The sequence below is a fragment of the Pseudomonas fluorescens genome (genome assembly GCF_902497855.1).
In the GTDB taxonomy this organism is placed as follows: domain Bacteria; phylum Pseudomonadota; class Gammaproteobacteria; order Pseudomonadales; family Pseudomonadaceae; genus Aquipseudomonas; species Aquipseudomonas fluorescens_BI.
On the sequence record NZ_CABVHU010000003.1, the window covers coordinates 395,286 to 413,547 of the forward strand.

The 18,262-nt window shown below is 61.0% G+C and carries 16 protein-coding genes; 8 read left to right on the top strand and 8 right to left on the bottom strand.

Translation table 11 applies throughout. The features are described 5' to 3' along the window. Both pcaD and pcaC read left to right on the top strand, forming a co-directional pair. A complete protein-coding gene (gene pcaD, locus F8N96_RS09455) occupies positions 1-795 on the top strand; it encodes a 3-oxoadipate enol-lactonase (RefSeq protein ID WP_150797554.1) in 795 nt (264 codons plus the stop codon). Between the two features lie 10 nt (positions 796-805). Continuing rightward, positions 806-1,198, top strand: a complete 393-nt coding sequence (pcaC, locus tag F8N96_RS09460) for a 4-carboxymuconolactone decarboxylase (protein ID WP_150767104.1) — start codon at positions 806-808, stop codon at positions 1,196-1,198. Positions 1,199-1,977: 779 nt separating this feature from the next. Here pcaC and F8N96_RS09465 read toward each other — a convergent pair. The 4 genes from F8N96_RS09465 to F8N96_RS09480 form a co-directional block, all read right to left on the bottom strand. Continuing rightward, a complete protein-coding gene (locus F8N96_RS09465) occupies positions 1,978-3,237 on the bottom strand; it encodes an OprD family porin (RefSeq protein WP_150797555.1) in 1,260 nt (419 codons plus the stop codon). A gap of 350 nt (positions 3,238-3,587) precedes the next feature. Next, a complete protein-coding gene (emhC, locus tag F8N96_RS09470; protein WP_150797556.1) occupies positions 3,588-5,048 on the bottom strand; it encodes an efflux RND transporter outer membrane subunit EmhC in 1,461 nt (486 codons plus the stop codon). Continuing rightward, positions 5,048-8,209 (bottom strand): efflux RND transporter permease subunit EmhB, encoded by a 3,162-nt coding sequence (emhB, locus tag F8N96_RS09475; protein ID WP_150797557.1) that lies wholly within the window; start codon positions 8,207-8,209, stop codon positions 5,048-5,050. The genes emhC and emhB overlap by 1 nt, the downstream gene beginning before the upstream one ends. A 3-nt stretch (positions 8,210-8,212) precedes the next feature. Continuing rightward, complete coding sequence (locus tag F8N96_RS09480) at positions 8,213-9,370, bottom strand: efflux RND transporter periplasmic adaptor subunit (RefSeq protein ID WP_150797558.1); 1,158 nt, start codon at positions 9,368-9,370, stop codon at positions 8,213-8,215. A gap of 265 nt (positions 9,371-9,635) precedes the next feature. Between F8N96_RS09480 and emhR the strand changes: the two genes are divergently transcribed. After that, positions 9,636-10,268 carry an efflux system transcriptional repressor EmhR gene (emhR, locus tag F8N96_RS09485; protein WP_150797559.1) on the top strand — a complete coding sequence of 211 codons (633 nt, stop codon included), beginning with the start codon at positions 9,636-9,638 and terminating at the stop codon, positions 10,266-10,268. A gap of 250 nt (positions 10,269-10,518) precedes the next feature. Here emhR and F8N96_RS09490 read toward each other — a convergent pair whose 3' ends face one another. Then, positions 10,519-11,004, bottom strand: a complete 486-nt coding sequence (locus tag F8N96_RS09490) for a GNAT family N-acetyltransferase (protein WP_150797560.1) — start codon at positions 11,002-11,004, stop codon at positions 10,519-10,521. 140 nt (positions 11,005-11,144) lie between these two features. Here F8N96_RS09490 and F8N96_RS09495 point away from each other — a divergent pair, with 140 nt between their 5' ends. The 3 genes from F8N96_RS09495 to F8N96_RS09505 all read left to right on the top strand — a co-directional run bounded on the left by F8N96_RS09495 (position 11,145) and on the right by F8N96_RS09505 (position 13,353). After that, complete coding sequence (locus F8N96_RS09495; RefSeq protein ID WP_150797561.1) at positions 11,145-11,570, top strand: YybH family protein; 426 nt, start codon at positions 11,145-11,147, stop codon at positions 11,568-11,570. A 99-nt stretch (positions 11,571-11,669) separates the two neighbouring features. After that, positions 11,670-12,014, top strand: a complete 345-nt coding sequence (locus F8N96_RS09500) for a YciI family protein (protein ID WP_150767723.1) — start codon at positions 11,670-11,672, stop codon at positions 12,012-12,014. Between the two features lie 97 nt (positions 12,015-12,111). After that, positions 12,112-13,353, top strand: a complete 1,242-nt coding sequence (locus F8N96_RS09505; RefSeq protein WP_150797562.1) for an RNA polymerase sigma factor — start codon at positions 12,112-12,114, stop codon at positions 13,351-13,353. A gap of 105 nt (positions 13,354-13,458) precedes the next feature. On the opposite strand, the gene F8N96_RS09510 is transcribed toward F8N96_RS09505, so the two are convergent. Next, complete coding sequence (locus tag F8N96_RS09510) at positions 13,459-14,313, bottom strand: LysR family transcriptional regulator (RefSeq protein ID WP_150797563.1); 855 nt, start codon at positions 14,311-14,313, stop codon at positions 13,459-13,461. Between the two features lie 88 nt (positions 14,314-14,401). Between F8N96_RS09510 and F8N96_RS09515 the strand changes: the two genes are divergently transcribed. Continuing rightward, positions 14,402-14,839 (top strand): multidrug/biocide efflux PACE transporter, encoded by a 438-nt coding sequence (locus F8N96_RS09515; protein ID WP_150797564.1) that lies wholly within the window; start codon positions 14,402-14,404, stop codon positions 14,837-14,839. 243 nt (positions 14,840-15,082) lie between these two features. On the opposite strand, the gene F8N96_RS09520 is transcribed toward F8N96_RS09515, so the two are convergent. Continuing rightward, positions 15,083-15,841 (bottom strand): SDR family NAD(P)-dependent oxidoreductase, encoded by a 759-nt coding sequence (locus tag F8N96_RS09520; protein WP_150797565.1) that lies wholly within the window; start codon positions 15,839-15,841, stop codon positions 15,083-15,085. A 120-nt stretch (positions 15,842-15,961) separates the two neighbouring features. Here F8N96_RS09520 and F8N96_RS09525 point away from each other — a divergent pair, with 120 nt between their 5' ends. Further along, a complete protein-coding gene (locus F8N96_RS09525; RefSeq protein WP_150797566.1) occupies positions 15,962-16,858 on the top strand; it encodes a LysR family transcriptional regulator in 897 nt (298 codons plus the stop codon). Between the two features lie 79 nt (positions 16,859-16,937). Here F8N96_RS09525 and F8N96_RS09530 read toward each other — a convergent pair whose 3' ends face one another. Continuing rightward, complete coding sequence (locus F8N96_RS09530) at positions 16,938-18,116, bottom strand: GAF domain-containing sensor histidine kinase (protein ID WP_150797567.1); 1,179 nt, start codon at positions 18,114-18,116, stop codon at positions 16,938-16,940. Positions 18,117-18,262 lie beyond the last annotated feature (146 nt).

The window sequence follows — 18,262 nt, forward strand, 5'->3', positions numbered from 1 at the left end:
GTGGCATTCGTACAACTCGCCGAGGGCGAACTGAACTACCAACTCGATGGCCCGGCCGATGCGCCGGTGCTGGTGCTGTCCAACTCGTTGGGCACCGACCTGCATATGTGGGACGCGCAGATTGCGGCGTTCACCGAACAGTTCCGGGTGCTGCGTTTCGATACCCGTGGCCATGGCAAGTCGCTGGTGACGCCAGGGCCCTACAGCATCGAGCAACTGGGCCATGACGTGCTGGCCCTGCTGGATGCCTTGCACATCGAGCGCGCGCATTTTTGCGGTCTGTCCATGGGCGGCTTGATCGGCCAGTGGCTGGGGATCAACGCCGGCCAGCGTCTGAACAAACTGGTGGTGTGCAATACCGCGGCGAAAATCGGCGACCCGTCGGTATGGAACCCGCGGATCGAAACCGTGCTGCGTGACGGTGCGGCGGCGATGGTCGCGCTGCGCGATGCGTCGATTGCGCGCTGGTTCACCGCGGATTTCTCCGAAGCCAATCCCGAAGCGGCGAAGAAGATCACGGACATGCTTGCAGCCACCTCGCCTGAAGGTTACGCGGCGAATTGCGCTGCCGTGCGCGATGCCGATTTCCGTGATCAGCTGTCCTCGATCAAGGTGCCGTTGCTGGTCATTGCCGGCACCGAAGATGCGGTCACGCCGCCGTCGGGCGGGCACTTCATTCAGGAACATGTGCAGGGCGCCGAGTACGCCGAGTTCTACGCCGCGCATTTGTCCAACGTCCAGGCTGGCGCTGAGTTCAGCGACCGGGTACTGGCGTTCTTGTTGTCAGCTGATTAAGGGGATAGTCGTGGACGAGAAACAACGTTACGACGAGGGCATGAACGTCCGTCGCGCGGTACTCGGTGACGCTCACGTCGACCGCAGCCTGACCACCCTGACCGAGTTCAACTCGGAGTTCCAGGAGATGATCACCCGCCATGCCTGGGGCGACATCTGGACCCGCCCGGGCCTGCCGCGCCACACCCGCAGCCTGATCACCATCGCCATGCTGATCGGCATGAACCGCGAGGGTGAGCTTAAACTGCACTTGCGCGCCGCCGCGAACAACGGCGTGACCCGTGCCGAGATCAAGGAAGTGATCATGCAGAGTGCGATCTACTGCGGCATTCCGGCGGCCAACGCCACCTTCCACCTGGCGGAATCGGTGTGGGATGAGTTGGGCGTCGAATCGCGGGAGTGATCCTGAGGCACGTTAGTGTCTGAACTGACGTCTTCGCCGGCAAGCCGGTCTCCTACAGTGGTCCGGTGTGAACGCCAGTTTTGTGTTCACCGAGGATCCCCTGTAGGAGCTGGCTTGCCAGCGAAATCGATCTGACAGTCAACATCTCCGTTGAATGTCAAACCGCCTTCGCCGGCAAGCCGGCTCCTACACGGTATTGGTGTCGTCCACCGGTTCTGAGTTCACTGCTGATCCCCTGTAGGAGCTGGCTTGCCAGCGAAATCGGTCTGACAGTCAACATCTCCGTTGAATGTCAAACCGCCTTCGCCGGCAAGCCGGCTCCTACACGGTATTGGTGTCGTCCACCGGTTCTGAGTTCACTGCTGATCCCCTGTAGGAGCTGGCTTGCCAGCGAAATCGGTCTGACAGTCAACATCTCCGTTGAATGTCAAACCGCCTTCGCCGGCAAGCCGGCTCCTACACGGTATTGGTGTCGTCCACCGGTTCTGAGTTCACTGCTGATCCCCTGTAGGAGCTGGCTTGCCAGCGAAATCGGTCTGACAGTCAACATCTCCGTTGAATGTCAAACCGCCTTCGCCGGCAAGCCGGCTCCTACACGGTATTGGTGTCGTCCACCGGTTCTGAGTTCACTGCTGATCCCCTGTAGGAGCTGGCTTGCCAGCGAAATCGGTCTGACAGTCAACATCTCCGTTGAATGTCAAACCGCCTTCGCCGGCAAGCCGGCTCCTACACTGAATCGGTGTCGGCCGGCGATTTTGAGTCCACTGATGATCCCCTGTTTACAACAGGTTGATCGGATAGCTGACGATCAACCGGTTCTCGTCGAACTCGTTATTGCTGAAATCCCGGCGAATGGTCGAGTTGCGCCATTTGACGTTCAGGTCCTTGAACGTTCCGCTTTGTATGGTGTAAGCCAGTTCTGATTCGCGCCCCCATTCCTTGCCATCGGTAACGGTACCGGTGTGCACATTGTCACCACTGATGTAGCGGTTCATCAGGGTCAGGCCCGGCATGCCGAGCGCGACGAAGTTGTAGTCGTGGCGCAGTTGCCAGGACTTCTCCTTGGCGTTGTCATAGCTGGCGTTATAGCTGTCGTTGGCCAGGGTGCCGCCGCTGGTGCCGTTGACCCGCATCCAGGCATTGTCGCCAGTGAGCTTTTGCAGGCCGACGTAGAAAGTGTGGCCGCCGTACTTGGCGGAAAACAGGCCGGACCAGGTCTTGTTGTCCAGTTCGCCGGCCCGGGCACTGCCGTCATCCTTGCCGTAGAAGAAGCCGAGGTTGGCGCCCAGGGTCCAGTCGCCGATGGGCTGGCTGTGGGTCACATTCAGGTATTGCTGGCTGTAGATGTCCTTGAGTTCGGCGTTCCACAGGCCGACCTGGGTGCGCGTGTCGTTGAACAGGTATTCGCCGCCCTGGAAGTTGAAACGGTCGGAGGTGAATGCGGCCTGGCCGGTCATCGACATGTCGCTCATGCTGCTGTCGTCCCGCGGGCTGTTGGCGCGGAACTGGCCGCCGTAGAGGGTCAGGCCATTGATTTCCTTCGAGGTGATCTGGCCGCCACGGAAGGTCTGCGGCAGGGAGCGACCGTCGTCGGAGCGCAGGATCGGCAGCACCGGCATCCATTCGCCGACCTTCACCTCGGTCTGGGATAGCTTGGCCTTGAACGCCACGTTGGTGCGCCCGAAGTTGTCCGCAGGACGACCGTCATGGTCCAGCGGTAGCAACTGCGTGCCACCGGTGCCTTTGCCGCCGTCGAGTTTCACCGAATACAGCCCCAGCACATCCATACCGAACCCGACCGTGCCTTGGGTAAACCCGGATTTTGCGTCGAGGATGAAGCTTTGCGTCCACTCTTCAGCCTTGCCCTGCGCCCGGGTCGGGTTGGTGAAGTTGCGGTTGATGTAGAAGTTGCGCAGGTTCAGGTTGACCTTGGCCCCTTCGACAAAACCCGATTCCTCGGCCGCGGCGGGCAGCGCCGTACCGGCCAGCGCGATGGCGATCAGGCTGGGAAAAAAATACTGCGCGGTGGAAGGCGTCATGGGCTCGGGTCTCTCTGATTCTTGGGGATGAAACGGGGCGATGCCGCAACCTGGGGTTGCAGTCAAACGATTCGAATACGCAAACGATGCGGGATCAGCCGGAGAGGGCAGGGCGCTGGGACATGGTGTCGAACCTGTTGTTATTGGTCTTGTGTGGCGAATGGTGCGGTGAATGGACTAGATAGTTCAATCAGGAAAAACGGGTTTTGGGCGATAATCGAACGCAAGATTGACTGAGGTTTATGTGTTGCTTGCACTGGCCTCTTCGCGAGCAGGCATGACCAACTCAACTTTCCCTGCGCCAACAAAAAGCCCACCAAAAGGTGGGCTTCAAGTTTTTTACCACGCGATCAGAACAACTTCAGCTTCGGCGCTTCTTCTTTCTGCGGCTCGACTCTGGCGGTCTGCTCATTCCAGCCACCGCCCAGTGCCTTGTACAAATTGACGGCACTGGTCAGCTGCGCCAAACGGTCGGTGATCAGCGCCTGTTGGGCACTGAACAGCTGACGCTGGGCATCGAGGAAGGTCAGGTTGCTGTCGACACCAATGCGATAACGACGCTCGGCCAGACGGTAGTAGTCCTGGTTGGCGGTGACGAAATCACGCTGGGCCTGCAATTGCTCGGTGTAGGTCTGGCGCGCGGCCAGGCCATCGGCGACTTCCTGGAAGGCCGTTTGAATGGACTTCTCGTAGTTCGCCACGCCGATGTCTTTCTGGATTTTCGAGTAATCCAGGCTGGCGCGCAGGCTGCCGGCGTTGAAGATCGGCAGGTTGATCTGCGGCTGGAACAGCCAGGTGCCCGAACCGCCCTTGAACAGGCCGGACAGGTCCGGGCTCAGGGAGCCGGCATTGGCCGTCAGGCTGATGCTCGGGAAGAATGCAGCCCGCGCCGCGCCGATGTTGGCATTGGCCGCCTTGAGGTTGTATTCGGCCTGGAGGATGTCCGGACGACGTTGCAGCAAGTCCGACGGCAGGCCGGGCGGAACGTCGCTCAGCAGTTCGTCGGACAGCGGCTTGGCGGTTTGCAGGTTGGCCGGGATACCGGTGCCGAGCAGCAACACCAGGCTGTTTTCATCCTGCGCGACCTGGCGGGTATACCGGGCCAGTTGCGCCCGGGCGTTTTCCACCGAGGTACGCGACTGCGCCAGGTCCAGGGCCGAGGCCACACCGACTTCGTTGCTGCGGGCGGTGAGCTTCAGGCTCTCCTCGAATGCACCGAGGGTGTCCTGGGTCAGTTTGCGCAGCTCCTTGTCGGCCTGCCAGGTCAGGTAGGCATTGGCGACGTTGGCCACCAGACTGATCTGCGTGCTGCGGCGGCCTTCTTCAGTGGCGAAGTATTGCTGCAGGGCTTCTTCGCTCAGGCTGCGAACCCGACCGAACAGGTCCAGTTCATAAGCACTGATGCCGACCGTGGCCGAGTAGGAACTGGTGATGCCCGCTTCGCCGGTCTGCGAGGCCCGTGCCGGGACCCGTTGACGGCTGCCGGTGCCATTGGCCGACACCGCCGGGAACAGATCCGCACGCTGGATGCGGTACTGCGCCGCGAAGGCATCGATGTTCAACGCCGCGACCCGCAGGTCGCGGTTGTTTTCCAGGGCGACCTGGATCAGCTGCTGCAGGGCCGGGTCATGGAAAAACTGTTTCCAGCCCTGTTCGGCGGCGGCCTGGGCCGGTGCCTGGGCCGGCGAGTACGCCGGGCCCTGCGGATACTCGCCCGCCACCGGCGCGTCCGGCCGCTGATAATCCGGTATCAGTGAGCAACCGCTCAGCACGAGGGCCGCGATTGCGATGGAGAGTAGCGACTTGCTCATTAGCCAGCCTCTTTAGAAGGTTCAAGAGCGTCATCCTGGTCAGCGGTCTTGCGCTGCCCCATGGCCGACACAGTGACGAAAAACAGGGGGACCCAGAAGATCGCCAGGACCGTGGCCGTGATCATACCGCCGATTACCCCGGTACCGATCGCATGTTGGCTACCCGAACCTGCCCCCGTGGAAATGGCCAGCGGTACCACACCGAGGACGAAGGCGAGCGAGGTCATGATGATCGGTCGCAAACGCATCCGGCAGGCTTCGATCGCTGCATCGCGCAGGCTACGCCCCTGTTCATGCAGTTCCTTGGCGAATTCGACGATCAGGATGGCGTTTTTCGCCGCCAGACCGATGGTCGTCAACAGGCCCACCTGGAAGTACACGTCGTTGGACAGGCCGCGCAGGCTGGTCGCCATCAGCGCCCCGATGATGCCCAACGGCACCACCAGCATCACCGCGATCGGGATCGACCAGCTTTCATACAACGCCGCCAGGCACAGGAACACCATCAGCAGCGACAACGCGTACAGCGCCGGCGCTTGCGAGCCGGACAGGCGTTCCTCGTACGACAGGCCGGTCCAGGAAATACCGACACCGGCCGGCAGTTTCTTGGCCAGGGCTTCGACTTCGGCCATGGCTTCACCGGTGGAATAGCCGGGCGCCGGAGCACCGAGGATTTCCATCGCTTCCACGCCGTTGTAACGCGACAGCTTCGGCGCACCGTAGATCCACTCACCCTTGGCGAAGGCCGAGAACGGCACCATGGTCCCGGCGCTATTGCGCACATACCACTTCTTCACGTCCTCGGGACTCATGCGCGCACCTGGCTCGCCTTGCAGATAGACCTTCTTCACCCGACCGCGGTCGATGAAGTCGTTCACGTAGCTACTGCCGAGGGCAATCGACAAGGTGTTGTTGATATCGGTGAGGGTCACGCCCAAGGCGCTGGCCTTCTCGTCATCGATTTCCAGCTGGTATTGCGGCTCGTCGTTCAGACCGTTGGGACGCACTTGCGAGAGGACCTTGCTTTGCGCCGCCAGGCCGAGGAACTGGTTGCGCGCTTCCATCAGCTTGTCGTGACCGATACCGGCGCGGTCCTGGAGGAACACGTCGAAACCGGTGGCGTTACCCAGTTCGAGTACCGCCGGTGGTGCAAAAGCAAACACCATGGCATCACGGAAGGTGAAGAAGTGCTGCTGGGCTCGCGCCGCCAGCTTGAACACGCTGTTGTCGGCGTTACGCTCGCCCCAGGGTTTAAGCATGATGAACGCCATGCCCGAGCTCTGGCCACGACCGGCGAAGTTGAAGCCGGTCACGGTAAACACCGAGGCCACCGCATCGCCTTCGCCGCCGTCCTTGCTCGGACGCAGCAGGAATTCACGCATCTCGTCCACCACCACCTGCGTGCGCTGGGCACTGGAGCCGGCGGGGGTCTGCACCTGGGCAAACAGCACGCCCTGGTCTTCTTCCGGCAGGAACGCCGTTGGAATCCGAGTGAACAGCCAGATCATGCCGACCAGGATGACGAGGTAGGCCAGCAGGTAGGGCGCCTTGTTCGAGAGCATATTGCCCACGCCACGCTCGTAGCTCCTGACACCACGGTCGAAATTGCGGTTGAACCAGCCGAAGAAGCCGCGTTTGGGCGTGCCGTGCTCGCCTTTGGGAATCGGCTTGAGCATGGTGGCGCACAGGGCCGGGGTGAAGATCAGCGCGACCAGTACCGACAAGGCCATGGCCGAGACGATGGTGATCGAGAACTGCTTGTAGATCACACCGGTGGAGCCGCTGAAGAACGCCATCGGCAGCAGTACCGCCGACAGCACCAGGGCGATGCCGACCAGCGCACCCTGGATCTGCCCCATGGATTTCTTCGTGGCCTCCTTGGGTGACAGGCCTTCTTCGCTCATGACCCGTTCGACGTTTTCCACCACGACGATGGCGTCGTCCACCAGCAAGCCGATGGCCAGCACCATGCCGAACATGGTCAGGGTGTTGATGCTGAAACCAAATGCCGCGAGGATCCCGAAGGTACCCAGCAACACCACCGGGACCGTCATCGTGGTGATGACGGTGGCGCGGAAGTTCTGCAGGAACAGGAACATCACCAGGAACACCAGCACGACCGCTTCGACCAGGGTTTCAACCACGCCCTTGATCGATTCGGTCACCACCGGCGTGGTGTCGTACGGGAACACCACTTCCATGCCTTGCGGGAAGAATGGCTTGAGGGTGTCGATGGTCTTGCGCAGGGCTTTGGCCGTATCGAGGGCGTTGGCACCGTTGGCCAGTTTCACCGCCAGACCGGAGGCCGGGCTGCCGTTGAACTGGGCGCTGATCGCATAGTTCTCACCCCCCAGGCCGACATCCGCGACGTCGCCGACGCGCACTTGCGAGCCGTCCTTGTTGACCTTGAGCAGGATCGCCTTGAACTGCTCGGCCGTCTGCAGACGGGTCTTGCCGATGATCGTCGCGTTCAGCTGTTGGCCGGCGACCGCTGGCAGGCCGCCGAGTTGACCGGACGACACCTGGACGTTCTGCGCCGCGATGGCGGTTTTCACGTCCACCGGGGTCAGGTTGTAGTTGTTGAGCTTGGCCGGGTCGAGCCAGATCCGCATCGCGTACTGGGCACCGAAGACCTGGAAGTCACCGACACCGGCGGTCCGCGAGATCGGATCCTGCATGTTCGACACGATGTAGTTGGACAGGTCGTCCTTGGTCATGCTGCCGTCACGCGACACCACACCGATCACCAGCAGGAAGTTTTTTACTGCCTTGGTCACGCGGATCCCCTGTTGCTGCACTTCTTGCGGCAGCAGCGGGGTGGCCAGGTTCAGTTTGTTCTGCACCTGAACCTGCGCAGTATCGGAGTTGGTGCCCTGCTCGAAGGTCGCGGTAATGGTCATGCTGCCGTCGGAGTTACTTTCCGAGGAGACATAACGCAGGTTATCGATACCGTTGAGCTGTTGTTCGATCACCTGCACCACGGTGTCCTGCACGGTTTGTGCGGACGCGCCCGGGTAGGTCACCTGGATCGCAATGGCCGGAGGCGCGATGCTCGGGTACTGGTTGATCGGCAGTTTGAGGATCGAGAGTGCCCCGACCAGCATGATCACCAGGGCTATTACCCAGGCGAAAATCGGACGGTCGATAAAAAATTTCGACATGGTTTACTCCCCTTTGCCGCTGGCAGCCTGGTCAGCTACCTGTGCGGGGACCGGGTTCTTTGCGCCAACGTTAGTCGCTTCAGTGGCTTTGACTTCAATGCCAGGCTTGACGTATTGCAGCCCTTCGGTGATCAGTCGATCGCCGGCCTTCAGACCGTCTTCGATCAGCCATTGGCTGCCCACCGTGCGGCTGGCCTTGAGCTGACGCAGTTCGACCTTGTTGTCCGGGCCGACGACCAGCGCGGTCGGGCTGCCCTTGAGGTCGCGGGTCACGCCTTGTTGTGGCGCAAGGATCGCCGCGCTGTTCACGCCGGCCTGCAGCTGGGCGTGAACGAACATGCCCGGCAGCAGGGTGTGGTCAGGGTTGGGGAACACCGCACGCAAGGTCACGGAACCGGTGGTCTGGTCAACCGAGACTTCGGAGAACTCGAGCTTGCCCGGCTGTTTGTACTCGCTGCCGTCTTCGAGGGTCAGCTTGACCGCCGCGGCGGTGTCGCCAGCCTTTTGCAGGCGACCGCTTTCCAGTTCGCGGCGCAGCTCGAGCAGCTCCACGGACGACTGGGTCACGTCGACGTAAATCGGGTCGAGCTGCTGGATCACGGCCATGGCATCGGCCTGGCCATTGGTCACCAGCGCGCCTTCGGTCACCGAAGAGCGGCCGATGCGGCCGGAGATCGGCGCGTACACCTTGGTGTAGCGCACATTGATCTGGGCGGTTTGCATGCTCGCTTCCGCTTGCAGCCGGTTGGCCAGGGCCGTGTCGTATTCCTGGCGGCTGACAGCCTGCTCCTTGACCAGTTGCTGGTAACGATCAGAGATCGACTTGGTCTGTTGCAGGTTCGCCTGGGCGCTTTTCAGGGTGGCTTCATAAACGGCCGGATCGATCTGATACAGCTGCTGGCCGGCCTTGACGTCGCCGCCTTCCTTGAACAGGCGCTTGAGAATGATGCCGTTGACCTGCGGGCGAACTTCGGCGATGCGGAACGCGCTGGTGCGGCCCGGCAGTTCGGATGTCAGGGTGAAGGCTTGTGGTTGCAGGGTTACGACGCCGACCTGAGGGGGCGGTGCAACAGGCGCGGCCTCTTCCTTTTTGCATCCGCTAAGCAGTGTTGCCAAGGCGACGGCGGTGACCAGAGCGGTAACAGCTGGCTTGAATTGCATGAAAATCCTCGGGTCAGGCGCGCACAGTGCGCACTCGAAAGGTGGAAAGGTAAAAATTTTGCGCTGAGTGGATAAGTAGCTTGCTAAGTAATATACTTACGTTCATGGTTGTTTGTAAATAGCTGAACCGTGTCACCTTGACGTTACACAGATTGTTCAAGGGTTCGAATTGTAGGCCGGGGACGACGCCTGAGAGCGCTCGCCTCACTTTTATTCAGCTGATATTCAGACATCGCTGAAGCATCCTGATTGAGGTTGTACTGCCATGGTCCGTCGTACCAAAGAGGAAGCTCAAGAAACCCGTAGCCAGATACTCGAAGCGGCCGAAAAAGCCTTTTTCGAGCGGGGCGTGGCGCGCACGACACTGGCGGAAATCGCGACCCTGGCCGGCGTCACGCGCGGGGCCATCTATTGGCATTTCAGCAACAAGGCGGCCGTGGTACAGGCCATGCTCGACAGCTTGCATGAGCCGCTGGACGAGATGGCCAAGGCCAGCGAAAGCGCAGATGAACCTGACCCGCTGGGCTGCATGCGCAAGCTGTTGATTCATTTGTTTCATCAGGTTGCGCTGGACCCGAAAACCCGACGCCTCAATGAGATTCTGTTTCATAAGTGCGAATTCACCGATGAAATGTGCGACCTGCGCCAGCAGCGCCGCGCGGCCAGTCTCGATTGCAATGTGCGGATCGCCCTGGCCCTGAGTAATGCAGTGAATCGGGGACAGTTGCCGGAAAACCTCGACACCGCCCGTGCCGCCATCAGCCTGCATGCCTACATCGATGGCATCCTGTACCAGTGGCTGTTGGCCCCCGACAGTTTTGAACTGCACGCCGAAGCCGAGCGTTGGGCCGATACAGGGTTGGATATGCTGCGCTTGAGCCCGAGTCTGTGCAAATAAAACAAAATGAACAAATGAGTCCGGTTCTGACAATGCTTGGCAGGGGGTGATACTCCGTTCTGTGCTCGCGTCGTCGCAACGGGATGCTTTTATATACGTAGACTCTTAAGGATGACAGCGGGCGAACCCGGTATTTTGTAGGGATTTTGTGTCGAGTTTGAATGAGTGTGGCGTCGGCGTGATCGGCATTGCGTTGGATTTGCCTCAGTGATCTTGCTGCCGCCTGGCTGCAGCGCACGTGCTGAAAGGGTCAGAACATCAGTCCCATCCGCCGCTCGTAACCGATCCGGCCCTTATAGGCCTCGCCGCTGTCGACCCAGCCGAATTTTGCGTAAAGCGCGATGGCCGACACGTTGTCGGCATCCACTGACAATTCCAGCCCCTTGATCTCCGGCCAGGCCTGGCGCGCCACCTCGGGCAATGCCTGCAGGCAAGTCTTGCCGTAACCCTTGCCCTGAACGCGGTGATCCACTTGCAATGCATGCAGGGTCGCGCTGTGTTCGTCGGCCCAGGCGGGTAGTACCGGCGGGCGTTTGAGCAGTAGAAAAGCCACGGGAATATCCTCGGCCAGCAGGGCAAATCCCTTGACCCCGGGGCCGGGCTTTGACAGCAAGGTGTGCAACGCACCATGGATGTCGCCGGAGAACCTGATTTGTTCTTTATGCACTTCAATGGCCTCGACCTGCCGGCGCTGGAGCGCGTTCAGGCTTTCGTAAGGCACGAGTCTGGCTGTCACTGGAGTATCCTTTTTCCATTACCAAGATGTTTCAGATTCTAACGAGTTTGTGCCGATGGATTATTTTTATTTCGGTTGTCGATTTGGCGTATTGCCAGACGACAAAGGGTGTCTTCCAACAAAAACCACGGAGAACCACCATGAACGCTACCCACGAGATCCAGACCCTGATCGACACCTATCGTCAGGCGGTCATCGCCAAGGATGTCGAGAAAATCATGGCCCTGTATGCCGACGACATCGTCTCCTACGACGCCGTCAAGGCCCTGCAATTCCGGGGCAAGGCCGCTTACCGCGCGCATTGGCTGGAGTGCATGGAAATGTGCCAGGGCGCGCACACCTTTGACTTCGACCAGATGAACATCGTGGCGGACGAGCACATCGCCTTCGCCCACTGGCTGGCCCATTGCGGGGGCACCAATGACAAGGGTGAAACCCAGGCCTGCTGGATGCGCGTGACCGCCTGTTATCGGCGCGAGGCCGGACAATGGCGCATCGTCCACGAACACTGGTCGGCCCCGTTCGACATGACGAGCGGCACGGCGCTGTTCAATCTGGAACCTTGATCGCCTGGCGGTTGATCGGCAAACAGCGCCATAACGCCAATCTGCAGCCATAGTTGATCAGTTCGATTAGGGCAGAGCCTCAAGAAACGGAGAGCGTCCATGAAATACCTATGCCTGGTCTACAGCAACGAGCTCGAGTTGCATTCGCAGCCCGACAGCCCGAAAGATGCCGAATGCATGGCCTACGCCGAGTCGATCCAGGGCAGTGGCCGGATGCTCGCGGCCGAAGCGCTGGAGTCGGTGCAGACCGCGACCACGGTGCGCATGCGCAACGGGAAAATGTCGATCACCGACGGCCCGTTCGCCGAAACCAAGGAGCAGTTGGCCGGCTTCTACCTGATCGATGCCAAGGACCTCAATGAAGCCCTCCAGGTCGCCGGCAACATCCCGGCGGCCCGGGTGGGCTGTGTCGAGGTGCGCCCCGTTCGCCAGTTGAATCCCTGAACCTTCATCAAAAACAGGAGATCTGCATGAGCCCGCAACCTTGTAACAAGCAACCTGCCGAAGTCGGGTCAGCGATGACCGAAGGCCTGCCGGGCTGATGCCTGACGTCGCGGTTACGGCTCGGGTCGAACAGGTCTACCGTGAAGACTCGCGGCGGATCCTGGCGACCCTGATCCGCCTGCTCGGCGATTTCGATCTTGCCGAAGAGGCCTTGCACGAGGCGTTTTTCGTCGCGGTCGAGCGCTGGCAGCGTGACGGTGTGCCGGACAATCCGCGGGCCTGGCTGGTGTCCACCGGGCGCTTCAAGGCCATTGATGTGTTGCGTCGGCGCGCGCGCTTCAACGCGTCCCGGCCACTGTTGATTGCGCAACTGGAGGCGCTGGAGCAGGCCGACTGGAGTGACGAAAACGTGGAAGACGACCGCCTGCGCCTGATCTTTACCTGCTGTCACCCGGCACTGGCGGCGGACGCCCAGGTGCCGTTGACCCTGCGGGAAGTCTGCGACCTGACCACCGAAGAAATCGCCCGGGCCTTCCTCTCGGCACCGGCCACCATTGCCCAGCGCATCGTGAGGGCCAAAGCGAAAATCCGTGACGCGAACATTCCCTATCAAGTGCCGACCCTGGCCGAATTGCCCGAACGCCTCGACAGCGTGCTGCGGGTGATTTACCTGGTATTCAACGAAGGTTATTCGGCGTCCGTCGGCGCCGAATTGACCCGTGAGGAGTTGACCCGCGAAGCGATACGGCTCGGCCGCTTGCTGGTCGAGTTGCTGCCGGAACCGGAGGTGATGGGCCTGCTGGCGTTGATGCTGTTGCACGAGTCGCGGCGCCTGGCCAGGACCTCGGCCAGTGGCGAGCTGATTGTGCTGGATGAACAGGATCGTTCGCTGTGGGATGCCGGGATGATCGCCGAAGGTTGCGCGCTGGTGGAGCGGGCACTGACCACCCGGCGTTTCGGGCCGTATTGCCTGCAGGCGGCGATCGCGGCGGTACACGCCGAAGCGCCGAGGGCGGGGGAGACGGACTGGCCGCAGATTGTCGGCCTGTATGACGTGCTGTTGCACGCCATGCCTTCACCGGTGATCGAACTGAACCGGGCTGCGGCATTGGCCAAGCGGGATGGACCGTTGGCGGGGCTGACCTTGATCGAAGGGATTTTGCAGCGCGGTGAGCTGCTGGATTACCACTTGGCGCATTCGGCGCGGGCCGAGTTTTGTCGGCAGTTGGGGCGGGTGGATGAAGCGCGGGCGGCGTATGAGCGGGCGCTTGAATTGACGCAACAGGTGCCGGAGCGGCGGTTTATCGAGGGGCGGCTCAAGGGGTTGGGAGTGAGGTGATCTTGCGGGCCTCTTCGCGGGCAAGCCTCGCTCCTACGGGGCCAGGTCAATCACAAGATGGGCTCGATCCTGTAGGAGCGAGGCTTGCCCGCGATGGCCGCGCCGCTACTCCAGCATCTTGCCGATCAACCAACTCCCCGCCGGCCCCGGCGGATTCAACCGCGACCACAGCGCATCCACCGACACGGTCTTCGGCCAACCACGCACCTGAAGCTCGCGCAACGACCCCGCGCCAAAGCGTTCCACCAACCACCGGGGCAACGGCGCCCAGCCGAATCCGCCCTGGGCCATTTCCAGCAGCATCAGGTAGCTCGGCGCCGACCAGACGCGCCCCTTCGCCCGGCTTTCATAGGGATTGACGATGGTCGCCAGACGCAGTTCGCGGTGCTGTTGCAGCACCTCCTGATCCACCTTTGCCAACGCCGCCAACGGATGCCCGGGGGCGACGAACAGCGCGATTTCCGTGCGTTCGTCCACCGTCGAACTGGCCAGGTCCGGGGGGTAGCTGTCTTGCCGCTCGGCGAAGGCAACGTGGGCGCGACCGCTTTGCACCAGTGCCACCAGGTCATCGCATTCGGCAATCAGGCATTCGAGTTCCAGGTCCGGATAACGCTGTTCGAAGGTACTGAGTGCCGCTTCAAACCGGTCGGACTGGTAAGTGTCGGACAGCGCCACCGTCAGTTTCGCCTCGACCCCTTGGGACAATTGGCTGGCGGTCATTTCCAGGCGGCTGGTGGCTGCCAGAATCGCCTCGACACGCTGCAATACCACATGCCCGGCCGGGGTCAGGCCGGGCTTGCGGCTGCTGCGATCGAACAAGGTCAGGTTCAGGTCGATCTCCAGGCTGGCCACGGCCGCGCTGATGGTCGACTGACTGCGGCCAAGCTTGCGCGCCGCCGCGGAGAACGAGCCTTGCGTCGCCGCCTGGACGAATGCCAGCAACACTTCGTGAGAGGCCATGAACTATCGCCCTGATCGATGGTTATTGGTTATGAAGTATCGGTGTGATGGCGGACCATGGCAACCACAGTCACCCAGGAGTCTGGTCATGAACGCCAACAAATCCATCACTGAACGTATTTTCCAGGCCATTGGTTTCGAACTGCTGGCGGTGTTGATCTGCACCCCGTTGCTCGCCTGGGTCATGGACAAACCAATGCTGGAAATGGGCGTGACGACCCTGGCCATCGCTGCATTGGCCCTGGCCTGGAACGTGGTCTTCAACGGCGTGTTCGATCGCGCGCTCAACCGTCTCGCCCTTGTGCGCAACGCCTGGGTTCGGGTCGTGCATGCCTTGCTGTTTGAAGGCGGGCTGGTCGCCGTCGGCGTGCCGCTGATTGCCTGGTGGCTGAATATCAGCCTGTGGCAAGCGTTCCTGCTGGACATCGGTGTATTGCTGTTTTTCCTGCCGTATACCTATGTTTATCACTGGGCGTATGACGTGGTGCGTGAGCGAGTGGTCATGCGCACGTCTTACGATGGATAAAGCAAAGATCGCAGCCTGCGGCAGCTCCTGCACCGATCGAATACAACCACCATGATGCGGATGTACCCAACCCCTGTAGGAGCTGGCTTGCCAGCGAAGGCGGCCTCGAGCCATACAGCGCCCACGAAGACGCCTTCGCCGGCAAGCCGGCTCCTACAGGGTGTGGTGTTGACCACAAACCATTAGTACGCAGGTCAACAAGGCGCTGCCGCAGGCTGCGATCTTTTGATCCTGGCGGTCTACTTACAAAAACATTCCCCCCGAAGCCTCGATGCGCTGCCCGTTGATCCACTGGCCACCCGGCGCCATCAACAGCGCAATGGCCGCACCGATGTCGTCCGGCTGCCCGACGCGACCCAGCGCAGTATTGCTGGCGACCAGTGTGTTCACTTGTGCGTTGTCGCGCACCGTGCCGCCGCCGAAATCGGTTTCGATAGCGCCGGGTGCCAAGGTATTGACTGCAATGTTACGTGCACCCAACTCCTTGGCCTGGTAGCGCGTCAGCACTTCCATGGCCCCCTTCATGGCCGCGTAGGCCCCATAACCTGGCATGCTGAAGCGGGTCAGGCCGCTGGAAACATTGAGGATGCGTCCACCGTCAGCCAGCAGCGGCAGCAGCGTCTGCGTCAGAAAAAACGGGCCCTTCAGATGGATGTTCATCAGCAAATCGAACTGGGCGACAGTGGTGTCGACGAAGCTCGCATTCACGCCGATGCCAGCGTTGTTGATCAAAAAGTCGAACTGCTGACGATCGAAATGCTTTTGCAACACATCGGCGACCTGCGTGGCGAAGGCCGCGAAGCCGTCACTCTGGCCAACGTCGAGTTGCAGCATGGCGGCGCGACCGCCGAGACTTTCGATCTGTGCCACCAGGGCTTGCGCCTCTTCGGCGCGGCTGTTGAAGGTGCCGATGATGTCGACCCCCTGGGCGACCAGATGCAGCGCTGCGTTTTTGCCAAGGCCGCGGCTGGCGCCGGTGATCAATGCGATTTTACGGTTCATAAGACTTCCTCAAGGGCGGTGAGCGATGGTGTGAAGGAAGTTTATTTATCCGCCCCGCAGTGATAAACAGAGCTAAATCGGAATCACTGGCCGGTTAATCCGAACAATAGAGGGCCACCCATGAACAAGCTGGAACTGCTGCGCACCTTTGTGCGTGTCAGCGAGATGTCGAGTTTTACCCTGGCCGGTGAAAGTCTGGGCTTGCCAAGGTCTACGGTCTCCGACCACGTCCAGGCCCTCGAAACGCTGCTGGGCACGCGCCTGCTGCAGCGCACCACGCGTAAGGTCCAGGCGACCCAGGACGGCATCGTGTTGTACGAACGCAGCAAGGACTTGCTGTCGCACATGGACGAAATCGAGGGGCTGTTTCGCCAGGATGCGGCAGCGCTCACCGGACGGATCCGCATCGACATGCCGAATATTCTGGCCCGTCGCGTCGTGATGCCGCGCCTGCCCGAATTCATGGCGCAGCATCCCAACCTGGAGCTGGAAATCAGCAGCACCGATCGCCGGGTCGATTTGCTCGGCGAAGGTTTTGACTGCGTGGTGCGGGTCGGCGCGCAGCCGGATCAATCGGTGGTCGCCCGCCACTTGTGCGACTTTGTCATGGTCAACTGTGCCAGCCCGGCTTATCTGCAACGCCATGGCGTGCCTGAACGACTCGAAGACCTGGCGCACCATCGGCTGGTGCATTACGTCGGTGTCCTGGGTTCGCGCCCGGAAGGTTTTGTCTACGAAATGGACGGGCAGTCCCACCAAGTGCCGATGGCGGGCAGCGTCACTGTCAACAGCACCGATTGTTACGAGTCGGCATGCCTGGGCGGTTTCGGTTTGATCCAGGCGCCACGGGCAGGCATGACGCCGCACCTGCTCAGCGGTGAGCTGGTGGCGGTATTGCCGCAGTTCAACGCACCGTCCCTGAGGGTGTCACTGTTGCACGCTCGGCAACGGCATTTGCCGTTGCGGGTCAGGGTGTTCATGGACTGGTTGGGGCAGGTGATCCTACCTACCACCTGATCAACAACACATGACCTGTAGGAGCAGGCTTGCCCGCGAATGGATCTGGCAAGGCTGTTTTATGGTTTTGTGATGCTATTTAAAGGGGGGTAGGCAGGCTGAAGGTAAAGATCGTGCCCTGTTCTGCGTTGGAGACCACGTCCAGTGTTCCCCCATGGGACTTGGCGATTTCGCTGGCGATGTACAAGCCCAACCCGAGACCGGCCTGGGGTGTATCGCGGGACGGTCGCGAGTAGGGGCGGAACAGCTGTGGCAACACCTGCTCGGCAATCTGCCCCTGATTTTTTACGCTCAGCACAAAGGTGCCTTGATCGATCCACGCGCTGACCACTACCGAGCCTGCGAGATCGCCATGGGTGACCGCGTTGGCCACCAGATTGGAGGCCAATTGCGCGACCCGCTCGCGGTCGCACCGCACACCGCGCAAGTCGCCGATGGACGCCACGATACTGCGATCGGGGTGCACGCTCTGGATTTCAGCGATCACATGCTGCAATGCCCCTTCCAGATCCGGGCACTGCTCGATATTCACCGGAATGCCCTTACCCATGGAACCGCGGGTGAAGTCCAATACATCGTTGACCAGTTTGGTCGCGCGCCTGGCGCTGGTGAGGATATGGCGCACCAGCTTGTCGCTGGCCGGATCCGGAAACTTGCGCAGGAGCATTTCCGCGCCGGCGCTGATGGCAAACAAGGGGTTGCGCAAGTCATGCCCGAGCACGGCGATAAACTGTTCGCGCAGTTCGCCGGCTTCCTGCTCCTGAATCAGGGCCGCTTCGGTCTTCTGCTGGTTTTCTTCGGATTCGATCTGCAGCGCCAGCATCCGTGCGAACGACTCCATGGTGCTCTGGATCGTACTGGAGGTGAGCGGCGCCGGGTTGGGGTCAAGGGCGCAGATGGTGCCGAAGAAACGCCCGTCCGTGCGAAAAATCGGTACCGAGATGTAGCTTTCGAATTGATACAGGCGCGGCGTATGGTGGTCGCGGTAAACCGGGTCGTCACTGGCCTTGTCGATCACCACGGCGCGGTGGGCCTGACGGATTTCGTGGCACAGGGTGGTCGTCACCTCCAGTTCACCACCGACCTGCAGGCCGAAACCCAGTTGATCGAGCACTGCACAGGCGGTCCAGGAATCTTCGGTGACGCGGGCCACTGCGGCAAAACGCAGGCCGGTCATTTCGCGGATCACCTGAAGTATGGCGGGCACCGCGCTGATTCGACCGATGGTGGCGATGTCTGCTGCCGCTGTGTGACCCATGTACGTTGTTCTCGCTGCAAGATGCCGAGGGGTGTCGAGGAATTCTAGCGGGCTGGCGCGAGGTTGGCGTCAGTTGATTGATGGCGCTGGGAATCAGCTGCTGCGGAATGCAAAAAAGCCGCACGACCCGAAAGGCGTGCGGCTTT

Excerpts from the sequence above, each read along its gene's own strand:
- F8N96_RS09530 (WP_150797567.1), bottom strand. The coding sequence starts at position 18,116 with ATGGGTCACACAGCGGCAGCAGACATCGCCACCATCGGTCGAATCAGC.
- F8N96_RS09510 (WP_150797563.1), bottom strand. The coding sequence starts at position 14,313 with ATGGCCTCTCACGAAGTGTTGCTGGCATTCGTCCAGGCGGCGACGCAA.
- emhC (WP_150797556.1), bottom strand. The coding sequence starts at position 5,048 with ATGAGCAAGTCGCTACTCTCCATCGCAATCGCGGCCCTCGTGCTGAGC.
- F8N96_RS09520 (WP_150797565.1), bottom strand. The coding sequence starts at position 15,841 with ATGAACCGTAAAATCGCATTGATCACCGGCGCCAGCCGCGGCCTTGGC.
- F8N96_RS09465 (WP_150797555.1), bottom strand. The coding sequence starts at position 3,237 with ATGACGCCTTCCACCGCGCAGTATTTTTTTCCCAGCCTGATCGCCATC.
- emhB (WP_150797557.1), bottom strand. The coding sequence starts at position 8,209 with ATGTCGAAATTTTTTATCGACCGTCCGATTTTCGCCTGGGTAATAGCC.
- F8N96_RS09480 (WP_150797558.1), bottom strand. The coding sequence starts at position 9,370 with ATGCAATTCAAGCCAGCTGTTACCGCTCTGGTCACCGCCGTCGCCTTG.
- emhR (WP_150797559.1), top strand. The coding sequence starts at position 9,636 with ATGGTCCGTCGTACCAAAGAGGAAGCTCAAGAAACCCGTAGCCAGATA.
- F8N96_RS09495 (WP_150797561.1), top strand. The coding sequence starts at position 11,145 with ATGAACGCTACCCACGAGATCCAGACCCTGATCGACACCTATCGTCAG.
- F8N96_RS09500 (WP_150767723.1), top strand. The coding sequence starts at position 11,670 with ATGAAATACCTATGCCTGGTCTACAGCAACGAGCTCGAGTTGCATTCG.
- F8N96_RS09505 (WP_150797562.1), top strand. The coding sequence starts at position 12,112 with ATGCCTGACGTCGCGGTTACGGCTCGGGTCGAACAGGTCTACCGTGAA.
- F8N96_RS09515 (WP_150797564.1), top strand. The coding sequence starts at position 14,402 with ATGAACGCCAACAAATCCATCACTGAACGTATTTTCCAGGCCATTGGT.
- F8N96_RS09525 (WP_150797566.1), top strand. The coding sequence starts at position 15,962 with ATGAACAAGCTGGAACTGCTGCGCACCTTTGTGCGTGTCAGCGAGATG.